Origin of the sequence: Gordonia sp. BP-119 (genome assembly GCF_016924115.1) — a bacterium.
Taxonomy (GTDB): domain Bacteria; phylum Actinomycetota; class Actinomycetes; order Mycobacteriales; family Mycobacteriaceae; genus Gordonia; species Gordonia hongkongensis.
On record NZ_JAFFZF010000066.1, the window covers coordinates 1 to 15,492 of the forward strand.

General features: G+C 70.1%; 18 protein-coding genes and 1 riboswitch. Of the genes, 8 read left to right on the forward strand and 10 right to left on the reverse strand.

Going from position 1 to position 15,492, the window contains the following annotated elements:
* The coding region (locus JW364_RS22920) for a serine/threonine-protein kinase (protein WP_205334537.1) at positions 1–917 on the reverse strand (917 nt) is incomplete at its 3' end.
* Between the two features lie 100 nt (positions 918–1,017).
* Here JW364_RS22920 and JW364_RS22925 point away from each other — a divergent pair.
* The 4 genes from JW364_RS22925 to JW364_RS22940 are packed head-to-tail and all read left to right on the forward strand — an operon-like array spanning position 1,018 to position 2,774.
* A complete protein-coding gene (locus JW364_RS22925; RefSeq protein WP_058251633.1) occupies positions 1,018–1,290 on the forward strand; it encodes a hypothetical protein in 273 nt (90 codons plus the stop codon).
* A 5-nt stretch (positions 1,291–1,295) separates the two neighbouring features.
* Entirely contained in the window at positions 1,296–1,847 is a 552-nt protein-coding gene (gene moaC / locus JW364_RS22930) for a cyclic pyranopterin monophosphate synthase MoaC (RefSeq protein WP_165630419.1), read from the forward strand.
* Positions 1,840–2,331 (forward strand): molybdenum cofactor biosynthesis protein B, encoded by a 492-nt coding sequence (locus JW364_RS22935; protein WP_165630418.1) that lies wholly within the window; start codon positions 1,840–1,842, stop codon positions 2,329–2,331. The genes moaC and JW364_RS22935 overlap by 8 nt, the downstream gene beginning before the upstream one ends.
* Positions 2,328–2,774 carry a molybdenum cofactor biosynthesis protein MoaE gene (locus JW364_RS22940; protein ID WP_165630417.1) on the forward strand — a complete coding sequence of 149 codons (447 nt, stop codon included), beginning with the start codon at positions 2,328–2,330 and terminating at the stop codon, positions 2,772–2,774. The genes JW364_RS22935 and JW364_RS22940 overlap by 4 nt, the downstream gene beginning before the upstream one ends.
* Positions 2,775–2,903: 129 nt before the next feature.
* Here the strand turns inward: JW364_RS22940 and JW364_RS22945 are convergent, their stop codons facing one another.
* The 5 genes from JW364_RS22945 to JW364_RS22965 form a co-directional block, all read right to left on the reverse strand.
* Positions 2,904–3,524: a transglycosylase family protein gene (locus JW364_RS22945; protein WP_165630416.1), complete on the reverse strand. Its 621-nt coding sequence runs from the start codon at positions 3,522–3,524 to the stop codon at positions 2,904–2,906.
* A 6-nt stretch (positions 3,525–3,530) separates the two neighbouring features.
* Positions 3,531–3,747, reverse strand: a riboswitch (cyclic di-AMP (ydaO/yuaA leader).
* Positions 3,748–3,972: 225 nt separating this feature from the next.
* A complete protein-coding gene (locus JW364_RS22950) occupies positions 3,973–4,221 on the reverse strand; it encodes a hypothetical protein (protein WP_058251628.1) in 249 nt (82 codons plus the stop codon).
* Positions 4,222–4,232: 11 nt separating this feature from the next.
* On the reverse strand, positions 4,233–5,321 hold the full coding sequence (gene moaA, locus JW364_RS22955) for a GTP 3',8-cyclase MoaA (protein ID WP_205334244.1): 1,089 nt from the start codon (positions 5,319–5,321) through the stop codon (positions 4,233–4,235).
* 13 nt (positions 5,322–5,334) lie between these two features.
* Positions 5,335–5,880, reverse strand: a complete 546-nt coding sequence (locus JW364_RS22960; RefSeq protein WP_058251687.1) for a flavin reductase family protein — start codon at positions 5,878–5,880, stop codon at positions 5,335–5,337.
* Between the two features lie 5 nt (positions 5,881–5,885).
* Entirely contained in the window at positions 5,886–6,095 is a 210-nt protein-coding gene (locus JW364_RS22965; protein WP_058251626.1) for a hypothetical protein, read from the reverse strand.
* Between the two features lie 230 nt (positions 6,096–6,325).
* Here JW364_RS22965 and JW364_RS22970 point away from each other — a divergent pair, with 230 nt between their 5' ends.
* On the forward strand, positions 6,326–6,739 hold the full coding sequence (locus tag JW364_RS22970) for a cold-shock protein (RefSeq protein ID WP_205334249.1): 414 nt from the start codon (positions 6,326–6,328) through the stop codon (positions 6,737–6,739).
* A 6-nt stretch (positions 6,740–6,745) separates the two neighbouring features.
* Here JW364_RS22970 and JW364_RS22975 read toward each other — a convergent pair whose 3' ends face one another.
* Positions 6,746–7,258, reverse strand: coding sequence for a DUF2771 family protein (locus JW364_RS22975; protein ID WP_205334245.1), 513 nt, complete (start codon positions 7,256–7,258; stop codon positions 6,746–6,748).
* Positions 7,255–9,261, reverse strand: coding sequence for an MFS transporter (locus JW364_RS22980; RefSeq protein ID WP_205334246.1), 2,007 nt, complete (start codon positions 9,259–9,261; stop codon positions 7,255–7,257). The genes JW364_RS22975 and JW364_RS22980 overlap by 4 nt, the downstream gene beginning before the upstream one ends.
* 87 nt (positions 9,262–9,348) lie before the next feature.
* On the opposite strand from JW364_RS22980, the gene JW364_RS22985 reads away from it, so the two are divergent.
* Together JW364_RS22985 and JW364_RS22990 are read left to right on the forward strand one after the other, a co-directional pair.
* Entirely contained in the window at positions 9,349–10,155 is an 807-nt protein-coding gene (locus JW364_RS22985) for a DUF3027 domain-containing protein (protein WP_078113542.1), read from the forward strand.
* A gap of 17 nt (positions 10,156–10,172) precedes the next feature.
* The gene (locus JW364_RS22990; protein ID WP_205334247.1) at positions 10,173–12,989 is read left to right on the forward strand and encodes a sacsin N-terminal ATP-binding-like domain-containing protein; all 2,817 of its coding nucleotides are present in this window, start codon (positions 10,173–10,175) and stop codon (positions 12,987–12,989) included.
* On the opposite strand, the gene JW364_RS22995 is transcribed toward JW364_RS22990, so the two are convergent.
* Complete coding sequence (locus tag JW364_RS22995) at positions 12,946–13,542, reverse strand: TetR/AcrR family transcriptional regulator (RefSeq protein WP_068971694.1); 597 nt, start codon at positions 13,540–13,542, stop codon at positions 12,946–12,948. The genes JW364_RS22990 and JW364_RS22995 overlap by 44 nt on opposite strands.
* Positions 13,543–13,631: 89 nt before the next feature.
* Between JW364_RS22995 and JW364_RS23000 the strand changes: the two genes are divergently transcribed.
* Entirely contained in the window at positions 13,632–14,771 is a 1,140-nt protein-coding gene (locus JW364_RS23000; RefSeq protein WP_058251620.1) for an acyl-CoA dehydrogenase family protein, read from the forward strand.
* Positions 14,772–14,790: 19 nt separating this feature from the next.
* On the opposite strand, the gene JW364_RS23005 is transcribed toward JW364_RS23000, so the two are convergent.
* A partial coding sequence (locus JW364_RS23005; RefSeq protein WP_205334538.1) for a hemerythrin domain-containing protein occupies positions 14,791–15,492 on the reverse strand: 702 nt, incomplete at its 5' end.

A 15,492-nucleotide genomic window follows, 5' to 3' on the forward strand; every position in this document is an offset into this window, starting at 1 on the left:
GATGGGGAGACCCACGGTTGGGTCGGTTTGGCCGGCGGCGGCGGGGTGATGACCTGGGTCGCAGCCACGGGCGCGGGTGGCCGGTTGTCGGAGTGGGTTCGCCCCAGCGCGGCGCGCAGATCCGCGGCGAACGCACCGCAGGTGGGGTAGCGGTCGAGGGGGCCGCGCGCGAGCGCACGGTCGAAGACGGGATCGAGGGCGGCGAGCTCGGGGCGGTGGGTGCTGATCGGCGCCGGGCGTGTCGTGAGCTTGGCGACGATGTGACGGGTCTGCGTGTCGGCGTCGAACGGGGTTGCGCCGGAGAGCAATTCGTAGGCGGTGCAGGCCAGCGCGTACTGATCCGATGCGGGGCCCGCGGGTTTGCCGTCGAGGATCTCCGGCGCGGCGTAGACGAGGGTGCCCACGAACGACGACGGCGCCGTCAGAGTGGTCGCGGTGGTGAGCTTCGCGATCCCGAAGTCGAGCACGACGACGCGGTCGAGGGCGTCGTCCATCGCGCGGCGCGTGACCATGATGTTGCCCGGTTTGATGTCGCGGTGGATCACGCCGTGCTCGTGTGCGTAGTCGAGGGCATCGGCGACCCGGGAGACGACGGCCACCACCTCGTCCGGGCGGAGCGAGGCGCGTCGGAGGTCACGGCCGTCGAGGTAGGCCATCGTGAACCAGGGGTCGCCTTCGGCGACGCCGTAGTGGTAGATCGTGACGATCGACGGATGGTCGAGGGCGGCCGCGGTCTGTGCCTCGCGACTGAACCGGCGCGCGAACTCCTCGTCGACGGTCTCGGCGATCGAGATCACCTTGAGGGCCTCGCGCCGACGAAGTTGCGGATTCTCGACCAGGTAGACGGTGCCCATTCCGCCGCTCCCCAGCCGCGTGATCACCCGGTAGCCGGCGACCTGGACCGGTTGGGCGACCATGGGCGCCTCCTGGGGCGTGACCTGTGTTGCGACGACCATAGCCCCGGCACGGGACTTCCGCCCCGGACACGGGTCTTGTTCATTCGAACGGCATGGCACAATGCACGACGTGGCAAACAAATCTGGCGCTGAAACACCCTCCTCCGGCGAAGCGGGGGCCGGCACCGGCAAGGTCGTCGAATCTGCCAAGGGCAAGAAGCACTACGTCGACAACGGCTGGCCGCAGGACGAGAACGGCGACGCCGCCGAGCACGCGGTCTCCGAACTCGCGACCCACATCTCGGGTGCGTTGTCGCCGTTCGGCGACACGGAGTTCCCGCTTCCGGTCGACGACCTGCCGTTCGTGCAGTCGAAGACCATCGTCAACCGCTGACGTCGATGCCGCCCACCGGGACTGACGAAGGTGGGTCGGACGCCCGGGACACCGGGCCGGCCGGCGGCTCCCGGCTGAGTCATCTGGACGAGTCCGGAACGGCCCGCATGGTCGACGTCGGCGCCAAGCCGACGACGAAGCGTCGCGCCGTCGCCGCCGGCACGTTCCGCACCACCGCCGAGGTGATCGGTCACCTCAGCGAGTCGCGGCTGCCCAAAGGAGATGTGCTGGCCACGGCGCGCATCGCCGGGATCATGGCGGCCAAACGCACCGACGAGTTGATCCCGCTGTGCCATCAGCTGGCGTTGTCGTCGGTGGAGGTCGACTTCGCGATCGGCGCCGACACCATCGAGGTCACCGCGACCGTGGCCACCTCCGGCCAGACGGGTGTGGAGATGGAGGCGTTGACCGCGGTCGCAGTCGCCGGGCTGACGCTTCACGACATGGTCAAGGCCGTCGACCGACGGGCGCAGATGGACGGCATCCGCCTCCTCGCCAAGACCGGCGGCAAATCCGGCGACTGGTACCGCGAACCGTCTGACCCGGCTCATGACTGACCGGAATCCTTCCCGCGTGGCGCGCGTCGTCGTCGCGTCGAACCGCGCCAGCAGCGGTGTCTACGAAGACCGGTCCGGACCGATCATCGAGGCCTGGCTGGTCGAGCAGGGCTTCACCGTCGACGAGTGCGACGTCGTCGCCGACGGCCCGCCGGTCGGCGAGGCCCTCCGCGCCGCGATCTACGCCGAGGTCGACCTCGTCATCACCACGGGCGGAACGGGTTTGACGCCCACGGACCGGACTCCGGAACAGACCCGCCCGCTCCTCGACGTCGAGATCCCGGGTCTGGCCGACGCCATCCGCTGGGCCGGGCTGCCGACGGTGCCCACCGCGGTCCTCTCACGCGGACTCGCCGGAATCGCCGGGACGACCCTCGTCGTGAACCTGCCCGGTTCGACCGGCGGGGTCCGCGACGGGCTCGGCGTCCTCGCCGGGGTCGTCCACCACGCGCTCGATCAGATCCGCGGAGGCGACCACCGATGACCCGTGAGGCCGGCTCGCACATGGTGCACACCGCCGTCGTCGACGAGCCGATCACGCTGGCCGACCACGAGGCGATGGTCATCGACGCCGCCGACGGCAAAGCCGGTGCGGTGGTCGGGTTCGTGGGCGCGGTCCGCGACCACGACGGCGGCCGCACCGTGACCGCGCTGCATTACTCGGGGCATCCCACGGCGACGAAGGTCCTGGCCGAGGTCGTCGCGGAGGTCTCCGCGGTCGACGGGGTGCGCGCGGTCGCGGTGTCCCACCGGGTCGGCGACCTCGTGATCGGCGACATCGCGTTCGTGGTCGCGGTGGCGGCCGACCATCGTCGAGCGGCGTTCGAGACCTGCTCGCGCCTCGTCGACGAGGTCAAGGCCCGGCTACCGGTCTGGAAACACCAGTTCTTCGACGACGGCACCGACGAGTGGGTCAACTCGGCCTGACTCCGCCCCACTGGTTGAGCTGACCCCCCGCTGGTTGAGCTTGTCGAAACCAATGGAAAAGGGCCCCGCACGGATGGTTCATCGTGCGGGGCCCTTCGTCTGGGTCCCAGATCAGGCGTCGAGCGGCGATCAGGGGTTGGGCAGCAGGTGCTTGTTGTCGTTGAACAGCTTGATCTGATCCTGGTTCAGCGTGACGCCGCTGTCCTTGGCCGCCTGCCAGAGGTTCTTGATCTCGGGGCTGACGCCGGCCTCGGTGAGGGCGTCGGTGACCTGGTTGGCGACGTCCTCGGTGGTCTTCGCCAGATCGACGCTGCCGTTGCCGCCGGGGAGCACCGGGGCGATCTCACGCGGGGTGTCGGTCGGCGCGCTGCGCGGGGTCGAGCCCGACAGGCCGGTGCCACAGGTGGGCCAGGCGCCCTTGCCCTGCGAACCGAGCACACGCTCGGCGACGACGATCTGCTCCTCGCGCGAGGCCTGATCGGCGGTCGGGGCGAACTCGCCGCCGCCGTGGCCGGTCCAGGTGCTCGGGGAGAACTGCAGGCCGCCGTGGTAGCCGTTCCCGGTCGAGATGGCCCAGTTGCCACCGGATTCGCACTGCGCGACCTGGTTCCACTCGGCGTCGGTGGCCGCATTGGCGGTACCGGTGCCCAGGAGGGCTGCTCCGCCGCCGAGGACCGCGCCGGTGAGGGCGACCTTGGTGATGGTCTTGGCGGCCGTGCTGGTCGTCTGCTTGCGATGACGTCCGGACATGTATGTGTTTCCTCTCTCCACGCGCCTACGAAGTCAGCTGTCGGGTTCGAGCGAGAGGTGCTCGGTCCCGGGTCGTCGTGGTGGTCGCCGCGACTTCCGGGACTTAACCCCGAGGACACCTGGTGTGGTGCCCGGTCTCAGGGGATGAGGTTGGGTCCCCCGTCCTCGTTCCTAGATTGCTTGTCGTTCCCACCGGCGGAACGAGGCTCGGCGCGGCCGGTGGGACGTTATGTCTTGGTTGCTGTGTCGTGACCTCCGAGGAGGACGCTTCGAACAGTACGTCGTTCGTTGGACTGAATCACCTGCTTGGACGCAAGCGATTTTCGGCCCGGATCCGGGTCTTCCGACCCACTTCGGCCGTCATCCCAGTTCAACGGGTTAGTGGCCGTCCCGTGCCCATCCTGTTACCGCGCCGTGATGTGACTAAGGTCACAAGCCGGGTGTGTCGTCAGCCACCGGCAAACGGGGGGAGGACGTCGAGTGTCGTGCACGTGCCGAGCGCACGCGTCCGATCGGAGAACGCGATCTCGTCGCGCAGATACGAGCAGCGTTCGAGAACCGTGGCGAGGGAGGGGTTTCCGGCGGCGAGGATGCCCTCGAGGGCGCCGAGCGGGGTCGACGGGTCGACGTCGATCACCTTCTCCTCGGCACCGGCCGCGGCGCGCGCGGCCGCGAAGAAACGAACTGTGAGCTGCATCGGACGCGAGCCTAGCCGCCGATCGCCGACATCGGCCGATCCGGTTGGGTGAAGCCCGCCGCGTTCACTTCGTGGCCGGCCGCCTTGGCCCACATGTTCGCGCGCCACAGGCGCGCGAGGGCGGCGTCGATCTCGTCGTCGGGGAGGGTGCGCAGCGCGTGCCGGATGTCGGTTTCCGACGTCGCGAACAGGCAGTTGCGCAGTGATCCGTCCGCGGTGAGCCGGGTGCGGTCGCAGTCCCCGCAGAACGGCCGGGTGACCGACGCGATCACCCCGACCCGTGCTGGGCCGTGGGCGCCGCGGTGGCCGTCGACGAGCCATGTGGCGGCGGGAGCGCTTCCTCGAGGGGCGGGGTCGGGCAGCAGGGCGAACCGTTTCCGCAGGGTCGCGAGGATCTCCTGTGCGGTCACCATCTGCGCTCGCTGCCACGCGTGGTCGGCGTCGAGTGGCATCTGCTCGATGATCCGTAGCTCGTAACCGTGCTCGAGGCAGTAGGCGAGCAGGTCGGGGACTCCGGGTAGGTCGCTGCGGTCGGGCACCACGGCGTTGACCTTGACCGGGTCGAGCCCGGCGCGGCGTGCCGCCGCCAGGCCGTCGAGCACATCCGTCAGACGGTCCCGGCGCGTGATGTCGGCGAAGCGGACCGGGTCGATGGTGTCCAGCGAGACGTTGATGCGGTCGAGGCCGGCGTCGACCAGACCGCCGACCCGCCGGGGCAGTCCGAGTCCGTTCGTAGTCATCGCGATCTCGGGTGACTGCGGGAGGCCCGCGACGGCGGCGATGACGTCTTCGAGGTCGCGGCGCAACAGTGGTTCGCCGCCGGTGAACCGGATGCGCTCGATTCCCAGGTCGCGCACGGCGACGGTGAGTACCCGGATCAGTTCGTCGGTGGAGAGCACCTGGTCGGTGGGCATCCAGTCGAGGCCCTCGGCCGGCATGCAATACGAGCACCGCAGATTGCAGCGGTCGGTGACCGAGACCCGGAGATCCTTGGCGACCCGACCGAAGGTGTCGAGCAACGGCCCGTCGGTGGGCACATCGGAGGTCGCTGCTTCCCGCGGGGAGCGGGGCAGCGGCAGTCCGAGGCCGACCGTGCTCATGGTGCTGGGCGACTCACTTCCGGGTCGGGTCCGTGCGCGCCTCCAGGGCGCGGAAGGTGCTGGCGTGGAAGACCAGGGGCTCGATGTCGGGATCGGCGCGCAAGGTCTCGATCTCCAACAACACGACGGTGTGGTCGCCGGCCTGGATCTCGTTGTGGATCGTGCACGACAGGTGGGCGGCCGCGTCGGGCACGAAGACCGCCCCGCGATCGGTGCTCAGCGGCGTGATGCCGTCGAACCGGTGCTCCGACGACCCGGCGAGCTGCTTGCAGAGTTCGATCTGGTCGCCGGCGAACACGCTGACCCCGATGGCCGGAGCCGTACGAATCCGCGGCCAGGTCGTCGAGGTGTTCTGGACGCAGACCGAGACGAGTGGCGGGTCGAGCGAGACGGTGGTGAACGAGCTCGCGGCCATTCCGATCAATGTGGTCGAATCCCCGTCACGCTGTTCGCAACACACCGCCACGACGCCCGACGGGAAACAGCTGTACGCGTCGCGCAGCGCCCGCCCGTCGGAGACGGGCGAGAGATCGGGGGTGGTGTCAATGGTTGTGGTCACGGTCCTCACCTGGCTCGGCGTCCGGCACGGAGTGCGTACACCAGGCCCAGGACGAAGCCCAGCGGTGCGCACATGGTCAGCAGATAGACGGCGGTCGGCGCGGTGTCGCCGCCGGTCACCAACGGTGTCAGGAACAACGCCACGATCGCCAGAATTCCGATCATGAACACGACCCCGGCAGCCTGCAGCAACCGCGGGGAGGATGTCTTCTGCATACCCGCCACGGTAGTGCAACGCGCGCCGGTGCGACGCCGCGCGATCCGTGCCCGCCGGGTAATGGTGTGACCGCGCGGTGGGGCGTTGGCTAGGATGGTCCGAAGCAGGCGCCTTGCATCCGTCTGGGCTCGCACGGTCTTCCGCCGTCCGGGCCGCGAGATGGGTGACGGCGTCTTTTGTCGTGACGGGTCGTTTTTCGACAGATCTAGAACAGATGAGGGTGAGCACAGTGCCGACCGGCAAGGTGAAGTGGTACGACGCGGACAAGGGCTTCGGCTTCCTCTCCCAGGAGAGCGGTGAAGACGTCTACGTCCGTTCGGCAGCGTTGCCCGACGGAGTCGAGGCGCTCAAGCCGGGCCAGCGCGTCGAGTTCGGCATGGCCGCCGGTCGTCGCGGCCCGCAGGCGTTGAGCGTGAAAGTGCTCGAACCCGCACCCAGCGTCTCCAAGAACGTGCGCGAGGCCGCCCGCAAGGACGCCAAGCGCCACACCCCCGACGAACTGCACGGGATGGTCGCCGACCTCATCACCCTGCTCGAGGGCAAGGTCCAGCCGGACCTGCGCAAGGGGCGTTACCCCGACCGCAAGACCGCACAGCGGATCTCCGAAGTCGTGCGTGCCGTCGCGCGGGAGCTCGACTCCTAGGACCGACTACGCGGCGGGCGCGGTCTGAACCGCGAGCTCGCCGCGCGGCAGGACGTCGTCGGCGGGGGTGAGCCGCGCCGACGCCGAGATCACGGTGAACCCGACCAGCACCCGGTCCGGTTCCGACCGGAGCGTCAGGGTGAAGGTGTCGTCCGCGCCCTGCTGCCGCTCGTCCTCGACGATCCCGCGCGGAGTCTGATAAACCGCCGCGAGGTTCCACGGACCCTGCGCGATCTCGCTCGAGACCGTCAGCAAGATCGTCGAACCCACCGGCACCGGCACGGTCGCGGTCTCGTTCGGCGCGGTGATCTCGGGATCGCACACGGTCAGCATCAGGTCGCACCACCAGCGCGGATCGACGGTGTGCAACTCATCGCCGACCGCGACGTGCAGGTAGGGCTGATCGTCGTGCGCCGCGTTGCGGGTCAGCAGGAACACCGACGTCCCCACCACCGCGACGAACAGCACGACGACGATCGCGATGATCGACAGAGCCTTCTTCTCACCACTGCTGATCACTGACGACGTTGTCCTGTCTGGTTGGGCGGCGGGTGATCGCCGGGGCTGTACGGGCGCTCACCCCGGGTCTCGAACGGGGCGGTCGACGGGGTCCGGGTGGGCATGCGGGCGGTCGAGGGCCGCGCGGCGTGCGGTCGGGTGTCGGCGTCCGCCGGACCGGTCCGGGTGGCCGATCGGGCTTCTGCCGCGCGGAAGGCGACGGTGGGCGCGGCGTGGTCGGGGCGTCGACCGCCCAGACCGGGGACCAGTGACTTGCCGCGGGTGGTCATCACCGTCTGCAGCAGCCCGAGGCCGAGCAGTACCGAGACGACCGTGAACCCGATCCACAGGGTCGGCGGCAGCAGCACCCCGAGCGAGGCGCCGAAGACCCACGACAGCTGCAGCACCGTCTCCGACCGGCCGAACGCCGAGGCGCGGGACTCGTCGGGCAGGTCGTCCTGGATGGACGAGTCGAGGCACACCTTCCCGATCGCGCTGGTGCCGGAGGCGACCAGGGCTGCCACGGCGGCCGCGGCGATGTTGCCGAAGATGGCGGCCAGGACCGCGACGACGAAGCAGGCGGCGGTCGCGCCGACGACGATGTTCGGCGGGTTCTTCAGCTCGAGGCGGGTGCCGACGCCGTTGCCGATCATGTTGCCGACGCCGGCGGCGGCGCCGACCGCGCCGAGGAGGAGCAGCTGGGTCCAGTCCGAGGCGTCGCCCTGCTGGGCCTTGGCGTAGAACGCCACGAACAGCGTCAGGAAGCCGGTCAGGATGCGGATCGTGCCGTTGCCCCACAACCCGGCGACGACCTTGCGTCCGAGTGGCTGGCGCATCTTCGCCGCGATCATCTTCGCGCCGTCGCGAGCGCTCGTCGGCTGCTCGGAGTCGCCGGGGGCCGATCGCGCGGGCTCGCCGTGGTAGGTGAGGGTCGTCGGGATCTCGCCCTCGGTGGACTCGACCCACGCCGGGATGCGCATGCACAGGTAGGCGCCGGCGGCGGCGACGACGGCCAGCCACACCATCGCGCCGGGCAGATGCAGTGGGAGCAGCTGGCCGAGGAGGAACTCGATGGCCGCGGCGACCGCGCCGCCCACGATCGTGCCGCCGATGAGGCCGAAGGTGGTCAGCCGTGAATTGACCCGGGGGAGGTCGATGGTCGGCGGCACCACACGCGGCGTGACGGCCGACTTGAGGACGCCGAACGACTTGGACAGCACCAGCAGACCGAGGGCACACGGATAGAGCACCCATGGGTCGTATTCCAGCTGCTGGGTCGCGTCGTTCCACTGGACGTTGGCCATGATGAGCAGGGCCAGGACGACGCGCAGGCCGAAGGTCGTGGCCATGGCGATGCGGCGGCCGCGCTGCAGTCGGTCGAGGAGCGGGCCGATGAGCGGAGCGATCAGGGCGAACGGCGCGATCGTCAGTGCCAGGTACAAGGCCACATTGGTCTTCGACTCACCGGTCGCGGCGGCGAAGAACAGCGTGTTCGCCAGCGCGACGGCCATCGCGGCGTCGGCGGCGAAGTTGGCGATCACCGGCAGCGTCAGCGCGGTCAGGCCCGACTGGTCGGCGCCGTCGGCGGTGGCCGCCCGGTGGATCTTGCCGATCCCCCTGCCGGTCAGCTCGCGACTCCGCATCGCCGCGACCCGCGTCACCGTCAGCTTCTTGGGTGTACGGCTTCCACCGTTCTGGGGCCCGTGGTCGGTCGGCATCGCCCGGGTCGCCTCGTCGGCCGGCGGACGGGCGCGGTCGTCGAGCGGCGGGAGATGCGGATTGTGGGTCGGCGGGGGGAGGTAGGCGTTGCGGCCGGGACCCGGCCCGGACGGCGGCTCTCCCCATCCCGGCGCCGGTCGCCGGGTCCGCATCTGCCGCGTCTCGTCGGCCGGATAGTTCGTCGAACCGGGGTGCTGCGCGGCGCGTCGTGCGCGACCGTCTGGTGGCGGTTGCCGAGGGTGCTGGTCGGCGGGACCCCTGGGGGCCCCGCGCCCCTCGTCGTGTCGGGAACTCCGTGGGATCACGCAGACGATTGTTCCTCATCTCCGACTGTGGTCGCTTGAAGCGGGTCGGTTGTGTGGCACACGTCGGCGGTATTGCACACTGGAGCGGTGACTCAGGTTGGTGACGGCGAACGGCACGGTGAGACCGAACGGCTGCTGGCAGCCGTCGACATCGCGCGTTCCGCGCTGCTCGATGAAGGTCAGCGGCCCGGAGCGCACCGGCGCAGTGTCGCCGAGGGCGACTGGGCCGCCGCGCACTACTTCGATGCCGAGCTCACGGGCTACCGGGGGTGGCAGTGGTGCGTCGTGCTGGCGGGTTCCCCGGGCAGCGACGAGATCACGCTCAGCGAGGTCGTGCTGCTTCCCGGTGACGGCTCGCTGCTCGCGCCGCCGTGGGTGCCGTGGTCGGAGCGGGTCGCGTCGGGCGATCTCGCACCGGGCGATCTGCTCGCCGCCGAACCCGACGACCCGCGTCTCGTGCCGAACCAGATCGACACCGGCGACGAGTTCCGATTCGAGTCCGAGTCCGTGGAACCCGACGACATCGGTCAGGTCGCGGGCGAGCTGGGGCTCGGCCGCAAGAGACTCCTGAGCCCGGAGGGACGCGCCGAGGCTGCGCAGCGCTGGTACGACGGCGACTTCGGTCCCGGCTCGGAGATGGCGCAGGCCGCGCCGTACTCGTGCTGTACCTGTGGTTTCTACGTCCCGCTCGCGGGTGCGCTGCGCGCCGGCTTCGGCGCCTGCACCAACGAACTGGCCGCCGACGGGCGCGTGGTGTCGGCCGAATACGGATGCGGTGCGCACTCGGACGTGCAGGGCCCCAAGGGGAACGGATCGCCCGCGTACGACGCCTACGACGACGGCGCGATCGAGGTCGTCGAGATCTCCCGGGACGCGGAACCGGCCCGGACCTGATCCGGCGCGAACCGACCGTGACCGACGATCCGTTCGGCACCGCGACATTGCGGTCGTCGACCCTGGATGCGTGGGCGGCGTCGCCGACCCGGCTGGCCGAGGACGCGGCCGCCGAAGCGGATCTGGTGACCGTCGGCTACCGGGATCGACTGCTGACCGAACTGGCCGCGAACGCCGCCGACGCGGCCGCGGCGGCCGGTGTCGCGGGGCGGCTGGCGGTCTGGGTGGACGGCACCGAGTTGCATGTCGCCAACACCGGCTCCCCGCTGACCGATGCGGGGGTGCGTTCACTCGCCGCGTTGCGGGTGTCGGCGAAGACCGCGGACGACTCGGGCGCCCGGCAGATCGGGCGGTTCGGGGTCGGCTTCACCGCCACCGCGACGGTCGCCAATCGCATCGAGATCCGTTCGCGCAGTGGGTCGGTGGTCTTCGACCGGGCGGACTCGATGGACGCCGCGCGAGCTGCCGGGATCTCCGTCGACGGGCCCGCGGACGTGCCGGTGCTGCGGCTGGTGTGGCCGACGGATCAGACGCCGACCGATGGCTTCGACACCGAGGTGGTCCTGCACCTTCGCGAGGAACCCGGCCCGCTTCTCGCCGCCATGCTCGGCCAGGCGCCGGATCTGGTCGTCGAACTGACTGCGCTGCAACGGATCAGCGTCGGCGATGTCGAGGTGTCGGCCGAACGGTCGGCGGGGCCGGACGTCGACGACGATGACGCGCGCGCGGTCGTGACGACGGTGTCCGTCGTCGGTGCGCCGGACGCGACCGACCTGCCGTCGACGCGCCGATGGCTCGAGGTCGCCCGGGGCGGCACCCGCTGGCTCGTCGACGCCGACGGTGAGCCCGCGGCGGCTGGCGAGGTCCTGCGCGCCCCGACGCCCACCGACATCGAACTCAGCCTGCCATGCCGGTGCATCACCGACCTGGCACTCACGCCGGATCGACGGCACCTCCATCCACGTGCCGAGATCGGCGATGCAGCAGCGGGTTACGTCGATCTCGTGCGGCTCGTCGAACCGGTGCGCAGGGTCGAGCTGGTACCCGAACTGCATCTCGCGCGTAATCCCGACGACGCGCGCCTGATCGAGGCGGTTCGTCGCGAACTGCGGGATGTCGCGTGGCTTCCGGCGGCGGCCGGTGCCGACCTGGTGCCACCGCGCGGGGTGATGCTCGTGGGTCTGACCGATCGGCTCGCGGAGATCCTCGGCGACCTGTTCGGTGACCTGATCCACCCGGATCTGTCGCTGACACAACATCTCCCGACGCTGGGCCGGCTGGGTGTGTCGGAGCTCGGGCTCGCGGAGCTCGCCGAACGTCTCGTCGGCGTCGACCGTGAACCGTCGTGGTGGCACGACCTGTACGACGCCCTGTCGCCCCTGGTGTCGACCGGCCGCGAGGTGGAGGAACTCGGCGCCCTGCCGATCCCGAGATCGGACGGACGGACGGCGATCGGGGTGCGCGGACTCTTTGTCAGTGACCGGATCTCGACCCCCATGCGGTGGATCCCCACCGTGCATCCCGAGGCGCGCCACGAACTGCTGACCCGACTCGGCGTCGCGGATCTGACGGTCGCGCAGGCAGTCTCGGACCCGGCGCTGCGCAGCCTCGTCGACGATGTCGACTTCGATTCGGCCGGCCCCGACGATGACCGGCTCGCCGTCGAGGTGTGTGCGGTGTTGCGGGCCGATCCGGAAGCACCGGTGCCGTCGTGGCTCTCGGCGCTCGCGCTCCCCGACGCCGACGGCGAGTTGCGGCCGGCCGACGAACTCCTGCTGCCGGGCAGCCCGCTGCTCGAGGTCTTGGTCGACGATCACCCGTTCGGTGTGGTCGACGCCGAGGTGGTCGCCGAGTGCGGCGTCGAGGAACTGCGGCGGATCGGCGTCGGCTGGGGTTTCGTGACCGTCGACGACGACCTGCCCGTCGCGCCCGAGCATGACCTGCCCGACGAGGAGGACTGGTGGGCCACCCTCCCGGATGCGCCCGAGAAGCTCAGTGCGGTGCGGGATCTCGACTTGATCGAGGACGGGCGCTGGCCGGAGGCGTTGACCATGATGGCCACCGACGAACGCATCCGGCCGCTGCTAGCCGACCGGACGGGCTACACCGCGTGGTGGTTACGACGCCATGCGGAGATCGACGGTCTGCTGCTGGGGGAGTACCGGTCGCCATCGGATGACGTTCTCGAGAACATCATCGATCCCCTCGACCACCCGTATGCCGACGAGCTCGCCGGCACACTCGCCCGGCTGGAACCCGACTCCGCCGACGACGCGACGCTGCTGCTGACCCGGCTGGGCGATCGGGAGCGTGTGATCAGTGCGGGCGCAACGGTGTCCGTGCATGCCGCCGTCGTCGCGGCGTGCCGGAGCGGCATCGTCGATGCGCACGACGTCGAGGTGCCCGAGCGGGTGCGCACCCTCGCCGGCACAACCGCCGACCGCGCGGTGGTCGTCGACCGGCCGTGGTTCCTGCAGACGCTGGCCGACGACGAGGCGGTACTCGCCGGACCCACCGTGGTCTCGGCCGACGCCGACCTGCTGGGCACGCTGCTCGACCTGCCGCTCGCGAGCGAGGAGTATTCGGCGACGGTGTCCGCGCCGGGGGAGGCAGTCGGCTGGGCGCACCCGGCGGTGGTGCGCTTCGGGGCGTCGCGGGGGATCGAGATCCCGCACGGCGATGTCCGGCTACACGACGAACTGTGGATCGCGTTGCGCAGCAACGACGGCGGAGACGGCCCCGATGTCGCACGGGAAGTGCGGGTCGACTGGTGGGTCGACGACGCGGGTGTCACCCACCTCGAGCGTCCGGGCCGGCGTCGATCCCCGCGGTGAGGATCGACGCGAGCTGGCGGTAGGCGGCCGCGTCGTCGAGTCCGGTCGCGGCCCACACCTCGCGACGCTGGATCCGGCTCATCATCGATGAGGCGAGGTCGGCGGCGAACGCGGCGTCGACGTTGCGGAACTCGCCGGCCGACACCCCGTCGGCGATGAGCGCTTGAACCCGGGACGATGCCGCCGCGGTGTTGCGCTCGTACAGCGCGCGTGCCGGTTCGAACGCGTCGAGATCGCGCATGAACGCCTCCGAGGCCGGTGCCAGCGCCTCACCCACCGCCACCAGATAGACGATGACCCGTTCGCGCGGACTCGATGACGCCGCGACACGTGACTCGACTTGTTCGGTCGCGCTGCGGAAGAAGTGCGTCACGGTGGCGGTGACCAGTTGTTCCTTGCTGGCGGCGAGGGTGTACAACGTCGACTTCGAGCAACGGAGTTCGGCCGCGATGGAACCGATCGACAGGTGCGCGAACCCCTCGCGCAGGATCAACTCGAGAAGGGCGTCGAACAGCGCGGCACGTCGGCGGGTGGCGAAACCCTGGGTGGCCATGCGTGCTCCCTTCCGGCTGTACGTACGCTGCCTGAAATAGTACTGTGCAGAAGACCTGAGTACTAGTTTCGTAACCCTGGAGGTCTGGAATGCCGGTCGATCGCCTGCTCCCCAACGACGAGGCGCGCGATCTGATCGCGCTGGTCCGCGACATCGCCGACAAGCGCATGGCGCCGATCGTCGACCAGCACGAGAAGGACCGTCGGTACCCGGACGGGTTGTTCGCCGAACTGGGTGAGGCGGGATTGCTCGGGCTGCCGTACCCGACGGAGTGGGACGGCGGGGGCCAGCCGTACGAGGTCTACCTGCAGGTGCTCGAGGAGCTCGGCGCGCGCTGGGCTGCGGTCGCCGTGGCGGTCAGCGTGCACGGGCTGGCCTGCCATCCGCTGTTCAACTTCGGCACCGATGAACAGAAGCAGCAGTGGCTGCCGGACCTGTTGAACGGCAAGCTGATCGGTGCCTACAGCCTGAGCGAACCCCAGGCCGGCTCCGACGCCGCGGCGCTCGCGTGCCGCGCCGCACCGACCGACGGCGGTTACTCGATGACGGGCTCGAAGGCGTGGATCACGCACGGCGGCATCGCCGATGTGTACAACGTCTTCGCCCGCACCGGTGAGGGTTCCAAGGGGGTGTCCTGCTTCTTCGTCGCCCGGGACACCGAGGGGCTCAGCTTCGGCAAGCCGGAGGACAAGATGGGCCTGCACGCGGTCCCGACGACCGGCGCCACCTACGACGACGCGTTCGTCGAGGAGGGACGCCGGCTGGGGGCGGAGGGGCAGGGGCTGCAGATCGCCTTCTCCGCGCTCGATTCCGGACGCCTGGGCATCGCTGCGGTGGCCACCGGCCTGGCGCAGGCGGCGCTCGACGCCGCCGTCGACTACGCGCAGGAACGAGCCGCGTTCGGCCGCAAGATCATCGACCACCAGGGGCTGTCGTTCGTGCTCGCCGACATGGCCGCCGCGGTCGACTCGGCCCGCGCGACCTACCTCGACGCCGCTCGACGCCGCGATGCCGGCATCGACTACACGCGGGCGGCGGCGACCGCCAAACTGGTGGCCACCGACGCCGCGATGAAGGTCACCACCGATGCGGTCCAGGTGTTCGGCGGTTACGGCTACACCCGCGACTTCCCGGTCGAGCGCTACATGCGCGAAGCGAAGATCACCCAGATCTTCGAGGGCACCAACCAGATCCAGCGGTTGGTGATCGGTCGGTCGCTGGCGCGGTGAGTTCGCCGGCCGTCGGTGTTCAGCGCGGGTTGTAGTAGAACGCGCGGTCGTCGAGGCGCCGGAATCTCGGTCCGCCGAGTCTGATCATCAGCCGCAGGATGGCGGGGATGCGGGCGTAGACCGCCTCGCGGTCGGGACCGGTCAGCCCTTTCGCCATGAGCGGGCACGTCCGCAGGGTCTCGGCCAGACCGGAGCGCTTGCTCATCTTCTCCTCGAAGGCGTCCCAGTCCTGCGGCGTGAGGCGGCGCTGCACGATGGCGATCGCGTCGGTCTCTTCATGGGCCAGGTGTCTGCCGAGGACCTCCTGGGCGCGGTGCAGCGCGTCCGCGAGGGTGGCCCGGGTCTGTTCGTCGGCGCGTTCGGCCATCCGCGCGAAGCCGGCCGCACACTCTTCGAGCAGCGGATCGATCTCGTCGTGCTCGTCCTCCATCGCCTGCAGGACCTCCGCCTCGGCGTTGTCGCACCGCTCGAGCAGCAGCGGCCACAGTTCCAGGTCCTCGCCGCTGTGGTGGTGGTGCAGCGCATGGGCGAACATCGCCCATCGACGGGAGAGCGCACGCCAGGTCCCCGCGTCGTCGACGGGGGTGGCCGGAACGGTGGCGGCGAAGTCGGCGAGGTCTCGCCGGAATCCGTGGTGCAGGACGTACATCATGAACGGGTCGAGCGGTCCGTCGGGCGCGGCCGCCTGGCCGGGGAGCCGGAGCTGGATCGGGTGAGCGGC